Origin of the sequence: Streptomyces sp. MCA2, assembly GCF_023544705.1 — a bacterium.
Classification (GTDB): Bacteria; Actinomycetota; Actinomycetes; order Streptomycetales; family Streptomycetaceae; genus Streptomyces; species Streptomyces decoyicus.
Genome location: NZ_JAMJFM010000002.1, coordinates 147,810 through 159,986, shown reverse-complemented (window position 1 = coordinate 159,986; position 12,177 = coordinate 147,810). Strand labels below are relative to the sequence as shown.

The following is a 12,177-nucleotide window of genomic DNA, read 5'->3' as shown; positions in this document are numbered from 1 at the left end:
CGGGGCGGGCGATTACTTCCGGCTCCAGCTTTACCAGAGTGCGCTTGCAGCTCCGGATCCGGACCACGACTGGGTTTGGGTAGTTGTCCCAGCCACTGTCACGCGGGTTTTCCACGTGCCGCCGGTAGGTGTCCATCCAGTCTCACTGCCGTCGGCGTCGTCCCCCGTCAGACAGCACCAGCAGCGGCATGCTTCATCGTGATCACGCCACCTCCTTGATCTTCCGAGCCTCCGCCGCATGTCATGTGGGTGGGCTGCGGAGACTCCCTCCATCATATTCGGGAGCCGGACGCCGTCTGAAAAATCGCTGGTCAGGCGGCTTCCGCAAGTGGGGGAGGAGCGAGAGGCCCGCGAGACCAGCGGGTTCCTCCGCTTCCTGAAGCAGGTGATGCACACGGTGGTGGAGTACTGGTGGTAGCACCGAGGCCTGAGGATCTGACGCCCCGTTGACAGGCCCGGGCATGGGAAACTAGTTTCCTCTCAGGAAACTGATTCTGCTGAGGCAACTAATACTCCGAGGAGACAGTCATGTCATCCACGCCCTCGTCATCCGGCCCCGACGGCCTTGACCGCCTCGACGGCTCTCGCCCCCCGGCAGACGAAGCAGCCCGCGCGCTGAAGGACATCGACCGGCGCCGGAACCAGGCGCACAGCTCGGCCATCAACTCCCGTTGGGTGTATGTGCTGTTCGCCGTAGTGTTCTTTGCGCTCTTCGCAGCCCCCGACTTCCTCGGACAGGGAGCGGCCGGCTGGACCTCGGTGGCTTTCGGGATACTCGCCGTCGGTTATGTCGCGCTGCTCAACACCCGCAGCGGCTCGGCTCTACTGGGCCAGCCCGTCCGGCCGCGCAGGCAGGAGATTTCCGGGCGCTTCCGCCGTTACGCACTGTTCACGCTGCTTGCCGTGCTCCTGGCCGGCTTCGCCATCCAGCTGCTGCAACCGCACTGGCACCTCGACGTGCCGTACTGGCGGACCGCGGTGGGCGCGGTGGGCGGCGGCGCCCTGGCCCTGTTCGGGCCGCGCTGCCAGCAGGCGCTGCTCTCGGTCGCCGTACGCGGCGGCCGTCGCGCAGGGGAGAGCGCCCTCGATGGCACACACTGACTTCGACCCGGTACTCCTTGACCCCACCCGGCTGACGATCGTGTCGTTGCTCGCGGGCGTACAGTGGGCCGAGTTCGGCTGGGTGAAGGAGTCGGCGGGACTGTCCCCCTCCGCGTTGTCCAAACAGGTCAGCACGCTGGAATCGCACGGGTACGTCGAGGTGCGCAAGGGGTACGTCGGCAAGCGCCCCCGCACCTGGGTGAACCTCAGCGAGGGCGGGCGGGCAGCGCTGGAGGCACACGCGGCGGCTCTACAGCGGATCGTCGAGGAGTCACGGCGCACGGCGAGCGGGGACGGCGCCTAGCGGGTACGGCGCCTGGATGGATGCGTCCGATGTCCGCAGTGGTCAAACGCTCCCTGATCGCCTATGACCACTGAGGGCATCGGACTTATTCATCTACGTCTTCATCTACGTCGTGTTTCAGAACCGGGGTCGGGGTCTCGTCTCGCGCCGTGACGATCTGGGTGCAGGGCGACTGGGTACAGGGCGAGGGGAGTTGGGTTCGCTGTGCCCGTAGCCGGGCGGATCCCCGGCTGCCGTGCGGGCAGTGACCAGGCCCGATTCGTAGGCCGCGATGACCGCCTGGGCGCGGTCGCGGACGGCGAGCTTGTCGAAGATGCTGGTGATGTAGTTCTTGACCGTGGAGAGGCTGATGTCCAGGGCGCGGGAGATCTCGGTGTTGTCGAGGCCGGTGGCCATCAGATGCCACACCTCGACCTCGCGGGGGGTGAGTTCACCCAGGCCGGTGGGGGCCGGCGGTGCACCGTGGGGTGTCCGTACGTAGGTGGAGATCAGCCGGGTGAGCAGGCGCGGCGCGACGGCGGCCTCTCCGGCGTGGACGGTGTGGATCGCGGCGCTCAGGTCCTCCGGGGAGCTGTCCTTGGGCAGGAACCCGTAGGCTCCGGCGCGCAGGGCGCCCACGACGTACTCGTCGAGGTCGAAGGTGCTGAGGGCCAGGACCCGGCAGCCGGGCACGGTGGCGGCGAGTTCCCCGGTCGCGCCGACTCCGTCGAGGACGGGCATCCGGATGTCCATCACCACTACGTCGGGGCGCAGTTGGCGGGCGAGGGTGACCGCCTGCGCGCCGTTCTCGGCCTCTCCCACCACCTCGAGGGACGGGTCGGGGGAGAGGATCAGCGACAGGCCGCGCCGGACCAGCGGCTGGTCGTCCGCGATGAGCACCCTGATCCTCGGTCGGGTCGGCCCGGTTCCGGTCATCGGCGCGCTCCCTCGTGCTGGACGGTGGCCTCGGCCGTCTCGTCCGTGGTGAGTGGCAGCTCGGCCCTCACGGCGAACCCCCCGTCGGTCTGCGGGCCGACGGTGAGGGTGCCGCCGTGCAGGGCGACACGTTCGCGCATGCCGATCAGACCGTATCCGCCTGAGCCCGCCGCCGATGTCCCCTCCTGCGGTGGTGTGCCTCCGCCGTCGTCCCGCACCTCGATGACGACCCGGTCCTGGTGGTACGTCAGCTGTAGGGACGCGCGGGCGTCCCCCGCGTCCCCCGCGTACTTGCGGGTGTTGGTGAGGGCCTCCTGGGCGATCCGGAACACCGTGAGGCCGACGGTGGGCGGCAGCGGGCGCTGCGGTCCGCGAACGCTGAACTCGGTCGGCAGTCCGGCGAGGCGGGACTCGGCGACCAGGCGGTCGAGGCCGTCGACGCCGGGCTGGGGCAGCGACGGCGCGGCCTCCGGTTCGTCGTCGCCCCGCAGTACGTCGAGGAGTTGGCGCATCTCGCGCAGCGCGAGCCGCCCGGAGGACTCCAGGGTGACCAGGGCGTCTCGGACCACCTCCGGTTGGGCGAGGTTGGCCCGGGCTCCGCCGGCCATCAGCTGCATGGTGGTGATGTGATGGGCCACGATGTCGTGCAACTCCCGTGCGATGCGGCGGCGTTCGTCGGCCACGGCACGGTCGGCGAGGAGTCTGCGGTTGGCCGCCACCTCCTGCTGCCAGCGGTTGATCGCCAGGGCGGTGCCGACGACGATCAGGGTGGTGAGGGGCGGGGTGATGGTCTCCTGCCAGGGCGGAATCCGGCCGTTGCTCTGGCTCAGCAGCGTCAGCGACACCGTCGCGGCGGCCGCGACCGCCGTCACCCGACCGGGGCAGGCCCTGGCGACCGAGTACAGGGCGACCACCAGGACGGCACCGAAGTGGCTGGGCAGCGGTACGGTCAGGGCGGCCGTCGCATCGAGTGCCAGCGCGGCGGCGAGCGCCGCCACCGGGTGGCTGCGCCGGGCCAGCAGCGGCATGGCCGCCAGCGCGACGAGCAGGAACCCGGCCACGCTCACGTGGTGCCGGCCGTCGGGGTCGTTGAAGAACGCATAACTGAGCAGGTTCAGCGCACAGGCGCCGCCGGTCACGAGTGCGTCGTTACGGGTCCATGGTGGCTCGGCGCTGTCGATGTCCACCGACTCGTGGTCATCGTCGGGCCCGATGTCCACCGACTCGTGGTCATCGTCGGGTCCGACGTCCACCGATTCCTGGTCAGCGTCGGGCTCGATGTCCACCGGCTCCTGGTCGCCGTCGGGCCCGATGTGTCGGCTCCTGGGCATGCCTGTTCCCCCCTGTGTCCGGCCTCCCGGCCCCCGGGGACAGGGTTGCACAGCGGGCCGTAGCCGTAGCCGTAGCCGTAGCGGTTGCGGTAGCGGTTCGTGGCCACTGTCCCGGGCGTGACCTGGATCGGGAGGGCCAGGAGCAGGGTCAGGACCAGGTCTAGAACGAGGACCAGGATCAGGACTGGAAACGAGGACTCGGACCAGGACCAGGGTCCTGTTCGCGGGCCGGGGAGGGCCCCAGGGCCCCGGTCCGGATCATCCGCTGCCACGACGCTCGGCGGCCCCTCGCAGTGATGGTCTGGAGACCGGCCGGGAACACCCGGCAGACGTCGCATTCAAGTCCGTCCGCCGGAGGACATCGTGATCCGCGCCCTGACCGGATACTCCACCAGACACCCGTGGAAGGTCATCGCTCTCTGGGCGGTGCTGGGTGTCGTACTGAGCGCCCTGGCTCCGACACTGATCGCCCGTGTCACTCAGCACCAGACCGGGGACTTCCTGCCCCGTAGCTACGACTCGGCCGCCGCGTTGCACATCGCCGAGGAGCAGTTCGGGGTGAACCCCGACGCCACCACCGTGACGGTGCTGGTTGCCCGGTCCGACGGCAGGGCCTTGAGCGCCGCCGACCAGAAGCGGGTCGAGGCCGAGGCGGCGAAGCTGGGCCAACGCCGGGTGACCATGCCCAGGGAGGACGACGGCCCGCAGTTCCTGGTCCCGGACCGCTCCCAGACGCCCCGGGTCGCCCCGGCGATGACGGCGCCCGACCGGAGTTTCGAACTGCTCTCCGTCCAACTGACGGGGAATCCCTCGGACAAGGGGGTCCAGGGCGTCTACCGGGCTTTCCGGGACGCTGCGCGGACGCAGTTCTCCGAGGCGGGGATGCGCACCGGATTCACTGGGGGCCTCGCCGACACCGTCGACACCACCGATGCCCACGAGACCGCCGCGAAGGTCGGCGGCGCCCTCGTCATGGGGTTCATCGTCCTGCTCAACGTGCTGGTGTTCCGAAGTGCGCTGGCGGCCCTGCTACCGCTGCTCGCGGTCGCCATGATCGGCGGCGTGGCGATCGGCACCGTCGCGGGTGCCGCGATGCTGGCCGGGCGCAAGCTCGACGCGAGCACCCCGAACCTGATCAACGTGGTCCTGCTCGGCATCGGCATCGACTACCTCTTGTTCCTGCTCTTCCGCTTCCGCGAGCAACTGCGCAACCGGCCCGAGCAGTCCGCGCGTGAGGCGGCCGAGCAGGTCTCCGGCCGGGTGGGTACCGCGATCACCTCGGCGGCGCTGACCATCGTGGCCGCGTTCGCCACGCTGGGCCTCGCGACCTTCGGGCAGTTCCGCTCGCTGGGCCCCGCGATCGCCGTCGCAGTCCTGGTGATGCTGCTCGGCAGCCTCACCCTGCTGCCGGCGCTCCTCGCGGCCGCCGGGCGCAAGATGTTCTGGCCCTCCCGAACCCTGCGCCACAAGCCGAGTGAGGGGCGCGCCGCCCGCCTCGGCGCACTGGTCACGCGACGACCGCTGACGATGCTGACGGCCTCCGTCGCCCTGCTTGCCACGCTGGCCGCCGGGTTGATCGGCATCCGCATGGACTACGGTCGGGGCGACTCCGGTGACCGGACACCCGCCGCGGCCACTGCTGCCGAGATCTTCCGCACGCTGCCGGCCGGAGTGTCGGACCCGACGAGCGTCTTCGTCACCGCCACGGACGGCGACCGCCCCCTCACCACCGCCCGACTCGACGGCCTTTCCCATGCGCTCGCCCAGGTCGAGGGCGTGGGTCAGGTGGGGCAGACCATCCTGAACAAGGACCGTCGTGCCGCCCGGATCGACCTCTACCCGACCGCGGACCCGCAGAGCCAGCAGGCCCGCGACCTGGCCTCCGGACCGATACGGGACGCGGTCGCCCAGCACACGCCCGCCGGGACGACGGCACACGTGGGCGGAACGGCGGCGGTCTTCGCCGACATCTCCACCGCCGTCGACCACGACCTGAAAATCGTGTTCCCGGTCGCGGCCGCCCTGATCGCGCTGATCCTGCTGCTGCTCCTGCGCAGCCTGCTCGCACCGGTCGCCCTGTTGCTCTCCGTCGGACTCGGCTTCGCCGCCACCCTCGGCGCCGCCACGCTGCTGTTCCAGCACGGCCTCGGCAAGCCGGGTGTCAACTTCACTCTCCCACTGGTGCTGTTCCTGTTCGTCGTGGCCCTGGGCACCGACTACAACATCCTGATCGCCGACCGGATCCGGGAGGAGATGCAGCGACCAGGCCCGGCCCGCACCGCCGTTTCCCGTGCGGTGCGGCACACGACACCGGCCATCGCGACGGCCGGCCTGGTCCTTGCCGGCTCCTTCGCCACGCTCGCCACGACCCCGGGAAACGAACAAATCGCCTTCGCGATGGCGCTCGGCATCATGCTCTCCGCGCTCGTCCTTTCGCTGGTGTTGGTTCCCGCCCTTGCCGCACTCCTCGGCCGGAGCATCTGGTGGCCGTTCCGCCCGAAACCCACCACGGGCGGCCACCCGCAGCACCAAGCGCACGCACCCGCCCCGGAGCCCGACCAGGTCACGGCGTACTGATGGAGGGAGCGGCTCAGCCGGCCAGTGAGCACTTCAACTGGCCGGTGGCCGGCGCGGCCTCGTATTGACCTACACGAGCGCGTCCGCTCGTTGCCGCCGGTCATTGACGATCGCGGAGCCGCGGCCGGCGCGTCATGCGATGTCTGCCTGTCTGCCCTGTCTGCCATGTCTGCCATGTCTGCATGGACGGCCGGCTGCTGACCGTTGTCCGAGCTGCCGTCGCCTCCCCCGCACCTTCGTGGGCCGGGCGGGAACACGGCTTCCTTCGGGGCGAGGCCGAAGAGCGCCCGGCCTGTGCGGGCGCGGCTGGGAGCATCGTCCTGCCCTGCCCTGCCCTGCCCTGCCTGCCTTGCCGAGTCACGCCGCGTCGTGTCGCGCCACGTCGTGTCGGCATGGTGGATTCCCGGGCGCCGAGAGGACGTGGTCAGCCAACCCTGTGGAACCGAAGTCGACTGCTGAGCGTGACTAGTTGTGTGCCCTGCGCATAGACGGAGGCTACAGTCCTTTTGACGGAGACGGTGGGGCTCGGGTGCCGACGGGCGTCGACTGGGGCGGCCGAGCCGTTCGAGGGAGAACTGGATGGGAGACCGAAGCAGGTACGCGGCCCGAAACGCGGCGCTCGTTGCCTTGATGATCGCGTCGGCGGGGTGCGCCCAGGCGGAGCCCGGCGGACGTGACGAGGGTGGTTCCGGCCTTGGCCGGCCGAAGCCAGAGACCAGCGCTGACGCCCCTGTCAACCCTGGGTCAGCTGAGTCTGCCTCAGCGGCTCCGGCTCCGTCGGACCGCGGTGGCGGGGCGGACCACGGTGCTGTGGGTGACCAATCGGCGGCCGGCGGTGCGGGTTCGAGTTCGAGTTCGAGTTCGAATTCGAGTTCGGGTTCGGGAGGACGGAAGGATCCGTCAGGTGGCGGCCCTTCCTATGGCGGGGACCCCATCCCTCCCGTCAAGCCGCCACCCGTCGACCATGGTGAGCCCCCGACTTCGGACAGCGGTATGGATCCGACCGGTGGCGGGGACGGTGGTGGCGGCGACACCGGCGGCGCCAGCATCGGCGGCGCCGGCGGGGAGGGCAGCGAGACCTGTTCTCCGCCGAACGGATCCCAGTCCCCGTCTCCCCGGCCGGATCCGACGCAGCCGGCCACACCGTCACCCCCGCCTGACGCCAGCCCTTCGCCGGATGGATCCTGTGCTTCCCCCTCCGGTACCTGAGCGCCGGGACGAGCAAGGTAGGCACTTGAGCAGCAGAGGAATCCAACGGCACCCCCAGTCATGGCGAGTTGATCCGCGCACGCGGGGCAATGGTGCGACGCGCCGCCCTCAGCCAAGTCGCAGGGGGCCGCAGACTGGCTTGCGCGCCCCTACCCGCCGAACAGCAACCGCCGCGCGACGAGAGAGGCCTGCCACGCCGGCTTCTTCCGGGGCTTCCGGGCAGCCGACCGGGGACCGTACGGCAGCCGGACTGCTCGGCGTAGTGGTGGCACAGGCTTCCTTCCTCGTAGCGATCATGTACTTTCTGGGCGCCGTCTACCTGACCTCCTACTACCACTACTTCCGCCTGGACGCTTTCAGCCTGGGCTTTGGCTTCGCCGAGCTCTCGATCCAGAGCCTGAACGTGCTGAAAGTGCCTGTCGTGATCGTCCTGACCGTGGCTGTCCTTGCCGCACGGCACCTCACCACCAGGGAATCCGCTCCTGCACAGGGGAGCCTGGCACGCATGCTGGAGAGGTGGGGTCGGGCCGTGGTCCGAGCCCACCTGGCCTTCATCTTGGCCGGACTGGCTCTCCTTCTCCTATGGTCCCGCATCCAACCCTACGGATGGACGGCTCCCTTGCTGCTGGGGACCGGAGTGTTCCTCGGGCAGACTCCTTGGGCCGGTGGAGGTGCGACCCCCGCCACGCTGTGGAGCAAGGCGGTGCCCGTTTTCACCGGCGGCCTGTTGATGATGTGGGCGTTCAGTCTCGCCACCAGCCAACTGGGCGAACAGGAGGCCCAGCAGGCCGCCGGCCAACTCGTGCGCCGCACAGCCGTCGCGGTCCTGAGCACCGACCGCCTCAGTCTGGCCGGGCCAGGGCTGAAAGCAGAGGACCTGGGAGCGAAAGCGCACTACCGGTACCGCTACACCGGGCTACGCCGGATCATCGAACGCAACGGCCGCTACTACCTGTTGCCCCTCGGCTGGGACCCGCGGACCGGACCTACCTACGTCATCCAGGACGGTAACGATGTCCGAGTCGAGCTGTTGCCCGGAACGCAATAGGGTCTGCCGTCGGATCCGGCGGCAGACCCTATTGCGCCGACTAGGCACAGCGATCAATGCCCGGCCGGTGCTGCGTGGTCCTGAGCTCCAGGAGCGCGGCTGCGTGAGTTTCGCCCGGTAGTTCGTACCTCCGGGGTGGCGCCGACGAGGCGGTGCATCTGTACGTCGCCCACTGGTACGGCCACCACGGGAGCTTTTGGCCAAGCGAGGTGTGCCGATTTGACCTGCAAGTACCCGTCTACGTCCATGACTTCGGGGCTCAGGCACAAATTCCGTGAGGACGATCAGTTGTCCTGTCTGTTGCTTACTGACTGTCGGCGTACTCGGCGAAGTGGCCAGAGGCGTACGGATGAACGGGCCCAGCGGCAAGACCTGCCCGGAACCCCTTGACCTCAAGTGCGATTGAGTTCCTAGCGTTTCTTCCAGGTCATCACTGACGACGGGAGAAGGCTCATGATTCTGGTGACGGGAGCCACCGGGAACACAGGAAGTGCTCTGCTGAAGGAGCTGCATGCGTGCGGCGCCGGGCCGCTGCGGGGTCTCACTCGTGACGCCACAGGGGCTTCCTTTCCCGAGGGAGTCGAGACGAATGAGGGTGACCTCGCTGACATCGCTTCACTGAAGCCTGCGCTGGACGGGGTGCGCTCGCTGTTCCTCGTGCCGCATATGGGCTCGGACGCCGACATCCTCGACGCCGCCCGGCAGGCAGCAGTCGAGCACGTGGTGCTCGTGTCATCCATCACCGTCCAGACCCATCCTCACCTGGGCCCAGCCGGCGAGAACATGGCTGTCGAGCGGCTACTCAAGAACGGCGGCATGGCCTGGACGATTCTACGGCCGACGCAGTTCGCCTCGAATGCCCTGTGGTGGGCGGCGTCGATCCGCGAGCACCGAACGGTCCGCGTGCCCTATGCGGACACCGGGCTCCCCACGATCCACCCCGCGGACATCGCCTCGGTGGCACGGGTGGCGCTGACCGAGCCCGGTCACCAGGGGCGCACGTATGCCCTGACTGGTCCGGAACGGGTTACGGCCCGCCAACAAGTGGAGTCCATCGCAAAGGCCCTGATGCGAGATGTGCCCATCGCCGAGATCAGCCGGGAGGAAGCCCACCGTCATTTGGCCACGTTTCTGGGAGACGAGTCCGCGGACGCGGTGCTCGACGTGACCGGCGGGGACGTCAACGACGAACTGCTGAAGGTACGCGACACGGTTGCGCGGATCACCGGGTCCCCGGCCAGGCCGTTCCAGCAGTGGGTATCGGAGAATGCCGGTGTCTTCCGCTGATTCAACCTGGTCCTGAGTACGTTGATGCGTACTCAGTTGGGCACTCTCCCGTGTACGTCGACACTGACTGTGTTGACGAGCGGGCAGCCGTGAGTAGGACGCGTTTGCGGAGGAGCGGGAGTTTGGCGCGGCCAAACATCTGGCGTTTGATCATCTTGATGTGGTTGACCCGCCCTTCCGCCGGACCGGAGTTCCAGCGGGTGGTGAGCCCCTGGAGGACGGTGTCCCAGTCCTTCGCCAGGCCGGTGGCGAATGTGTGGAGGCCGGGCAGGTCCTCGGCGCGAGTGGCGGTGATCCAGTCTTTGAGGTGCTGGCCGGAGCGTGTTGTGACGATCTCAGTGAATGCGCGGACGTGCCCGTAGAGGGCGGTCAGTTCGGGGCAATGGGCCAGAACGGAGGTGAACTGGCGGCGTTCGTCGTCGCTCAGGTGCTCGGGGTGTCGCGTCATCCAGCCGGTGACCTGCCGGACGCCCGGTGGTGCTGGGACGACAACACGGATGCGGCGTCGGCGCCTGGATCGCAGGTAGTCGCTGATCGTTTGGTAGCTGCCGCGGTAGCCGAGTTCCTGGAGCTCGGCGTGCAGATGAATCGCGTTGGTGTGTCCTTCGGCCCAGCGTTTGTCCAGGTGGGGTTTGTAGGGGTCGAGCTGGCTGGGCCGGGGCTGGTGTCGTCCGGTGAGCGGTTCTTCGGGGGTTGCGGCGCGGGCGGTGCGGCGGACGGTGTTGCCACCCATATGCAGTTCCCGGGCGATCTCACGGATGCCGTGTCCCTGGGCCAGCAGCGCGTGGACGGTCGCATGGCGTTCGCGGATACGGGCTCGATGGGCGACATTTCCTTCTCGGCATCCGCACAGTCGGCACCGGCATTGTTCGTCAGGCCATCAGCCCTCATAGCAGCCCTTTTCGGGCAGTTATTATGGCGACGCACGCTGCGTTCGACTGCGGTGCCGAGATTCTGCCAGAGATGGAAGCGGTCGGCGACCTGGACCGCGTTCGGAGCACCAGTGCGGGCCCCATCGGCGTAAGAACCGCCCCGGTCAGGGCAAATGATCTCGGAGCAGGGATGGGCGCGAAGCCAGCCGGCCAGGGCCGATGCGTCGCGGCCGGGCAGCAGATCGAGCGGCCGGCCGGTCTCGCAGTCGATGAGCACGGTGCCCTAGTGCTGTCCGCGTCGGGTGGCTAAGTCGTCGACGCCGAGCACCTTCGGAACGGTCCAGTCGGGATCGGGCAGGGCCATAACGGTCCGCAGGAGTGTTGTCCGGCTCACCCGTGTGTGCAGGACAGCGGCCAGACGGCTCCCAGCCCGGCCACCGAGTGTAACGGCGACAGCCTCAAGAACCCGCCGGGCGGCAGGCGTACGTCGGCCGTAGCGAACAGTTAGGCCCTTGACCTGCTCGGCGAACGTGCGCCGCGGATACCGAACGTTCTCACAGTACAGCCGCCGCACCGTCAGCTCGATCAGTACTGGCCGATCCCCAACAGGCGTATCGGCAAGGCGCCTTCCGTACGTACTGTGCACCCGGTTGGACACAGCCGTACACCTCGGGCAGGCCACCTCGGCCTCCCGGGTTCTCGTCATCACGTGAACCGCTCCGCGCTTGAAGAACACGCGCTCCACCAGAAACTTGCTGAGGTGCGGAAACAGGTCACCGACGAGCTCATCACACCGGACCACGATCCCAGATGACACTACGTCACCGAGAACAAACCCCGTTGATCGTCCTCACGGAATCTGTGCCTGATCCGACTTCGGGGAGCGGTCGTTGACGACTTCGAGCGGCAGTTCTGCCTGACTGACCGTAACGTCATGTGCTCACGACGCTGGCCGGGTAAGAGCAGCAGGAAGAGGCGGCATTGAGTCAGTACTACGACATGGGCGACCAGACCGTGTGGAATCCGTCCAACGGGGCCTCCCGGTTGTTTATGAGCCAGGTGAGCGTCTATCAAGCCGAACTGGGCCTGCCGTCCGGCATCGGAGCCATGCAGGCTGACGAATGTCAGATCGACCTGTCGTCTTCACAGCGTTCGTCGACGCCCTGCTCGCGTGGCACCGCCGAACGAGTCACGCCGTCATGGTTGCCCTGTCCGAGGGGTTCGTTGCCACGGTGCTGGTCCTGGCGGAGAGAGCAGGCATCGAGGTGACATGTCAATCAGCAGCCTTCACCGAGGCCGACGGCCTCAAGGATGTCCAGGCCCCGACGGCCCCGGATCCCTTTGAAGGGGCATGGGCAGCCGCCATTCAGCAGATGGCACGCGAGCTGGGCCGCTGCATGGCGGTCTAAGCAGTCGGCCCAGCTGCCTCGGAGGCCCCGAATGGATTTGCCGCGTGCGACCGGCCCGTTGGGCACTTGGGCGGTCGTGCCCGGCTGGGGTCGTAGGTGCTCAGTGGTGGTAGGAGGTGCTTGC

8 protein-coding genes and 3 pseudogenes are annotated in these 12,177 nt (G+C 68.4%); 6 read left to right on the top strand and 5 right to left on the bottom strand.

Annotation, left to right across the window (positions count from 1 at the left end; genetic code table 11):
• Positions 1-528 precede the first annotated feature (528 nt).
• Entirely contained in the window at positions 529-1,101 is a 573-nt protein-coding gene (locus M8I34_RS02530) for a hypothetical protein (RefSeq protein WP_250047646.1), read from the top strand.
• Positions 1,088-1,405 carry a transcriptional regulator gene (locus M8I34_RS02525; protein WP_250047645.1) on the top strand — a complete coding sequence of 106 codons (318 nt, stop codon included), beginning with the start codon at positions 1,088-1,090 and terminating at the stop codon, positions 1,403-1,405. The genes M8I34_RS02530 and M8I34_RS02525 overlap by 14 nt, the downstream gene beginning before the upstream one ends.
• Positions 1,406-1,645: 240 nt before the next feature.
• Here the strand turns inward: M8I34_RS02525 and M8I34_RS02520 are convergent.
• Both M8I34_RS02520 and M8I34_RS02515 read right to left on the bottom strand, forming a co-directional pair.
• Positions 1,646-2,320 (bottom strand): annotated as a pseudogene (locus M8I34_RS02520) (response regulator); the annotation flags it as partial.
• Positions 2,317-3,651, bottom strand: a complete 1,335-nt coding sequence (locus M8I34_RS02515; protein ID WP_250047644.1) for a sensor histidine kinase — start codon at positions 3,649-3,651, stop codon at positions 2,317-2,319. The gene M8I34_RS02515 and the pseudogene M8I34_RS02520, both read right to left, overlap by 4 nt.
• Before the next feature lie 363 nt (positions 3,652-4,014).
• On the opposite strand from M8I34_RS02515, the gene M8I34_RS02510 reads away from it, so the two are divergent.
• From M8I34_RS02510 to M8I34_RS02500, 3 genes are all read left to right on the top strand, one after another.
• Positions 4,015-6,228 (top strand): MMPL family transporter, encoded by a 2,214-nt coding sequence (locus M8I34_RS02510; protein ID WP_250047643.1) that lies wholly within the window; start codon positions 4,015-4,017, stop codon positions 6,226-6,228.
• 1,504 nt (positions 6,229-7,732) lie between these two features.
• Complete coding sequence (locus M8I34_RS02505) at positions 7,733-8,485, top strand: hypothetical protein (RefSeq protein ID WP_250047642.1); 753 nt, start codon at positions 7,733-7,735, stop codon at positions 8,483-8,485.
• 453 nt (positions 8,486-8,938) lie between these two features.
• Complete coding sequence (locus M8I34_RS02500) at positions 8,939-9,772, top strand: SDR family oxidoreductase (protein WP_250047641.1); 834 nt, start codon at positions 8,939-8,941, stop codon at positions 9,770-9,772.
• A 1-nt stretch (position 9,773) separates the two neighbouring features.
• On the opposite strand, the gene M8I34_RS02495 is transcribed toward M8I34_RS02500, so the two are convergent.
• The 3 genes and pseudogenes from M8I34_RS02495 to M8I34_RS02485 form a co-directional block, all read right to left on the bottom strand.
• Positions 9,774-10,505 carry a transposase gene (locus tag M8I34_RS02495; RefSeq protein ID WP_250047640.1) on the bottom strand — a complete coding sequence of 244 codons (732 nt, stop codon included), beginning with the start codon at positions 10,503-10,505 and terminating at the stop codon, positions 9,774-9,776.
• Between the two features lie 239 nt (positions 10,506-10,744).
• Positions 10,745-10,921: pseudogene (locus M8I34_RS02490) on the bottom strand (ISL3 family transposase); the annotation flags it as partial.
• A gap of 6 nt (positions 10,922-10,927) precedes the next feature.
• Complete coding sequence (locus M8I34_RS02485; protein ID WP_250047773.1) at positions 10,928-11,350, bottom strand: transposase family protein; 423 nt, start codon at positions 11,348-11,350, stop codon at positions 10,928-10,930.
• A 293-nt stretch (positions 11,351-11,643) separates the two neighbouring features.
• Between M8I34_RS02485 and M8I34_RS02480 the strand changes: the two are divergent.
• Positions 11,644-12,053, top strand: a pseudogene (locus tag M8I34_RS02480) (DUF6086 family protein).
• Positions 12,054-12,177 lie beyond the last annotated feature (124 nt).

Excerpts from the sequence above, each read along its gene's own strand:
- M8I34_RS02530 (WP_250047646.1), top strand. The coding sequence starts at position 529 with ATGTCATCCACGCCCTCGTCATCCGGCCCCGACGGCCTTGACCGCCTC.
- M8I34_RS02525 (WP_250047645.1), top strand. The coding sequence starts at position 1,088 with ATGGCACACACTGACTTCGACCCGGTACTCCTTGACCCCACCCGGCTG.
- M8I34_RS02515 (WP_250047644.1), bottom strand. The coding sequence starts at position 3,651 with ATGCCCAGGAGCCGACACATCGGGCCCGACGGCGACCAGGAGCCGGTG.
- M8I34_RS02505 (WP_250047642.1), top strand. The coding sequence starts at position 7,733 with ATGTACTTTCTGGGCGCCGTCTACCTGACCTCCTACTACCACTACTTC.
- M8I34_RS02500 (WP_250047641.1), top strand. The coding sequence starts at position 8,939 with ATGATTCTGGTGACGGGAGCCACCGGGAACACAGGAAGTGCTCTGCTG.
- M8I34_RS02495 (WP_250047640.1), bottom strand. The coding sequence starts at position 10,505 with ATGGGTGGCAACACCGTCCGCCGCACCGCCCGCGCCGCAACCCCCGAA.
- M8I34_RS02485 (WP_250047773.1), bottom strand. The coding sequence starts at position 11,350 with ATGACGAGAACCCGGGAGGCCGAGGTGGCCTGCCCGAGGTGTACGGCT.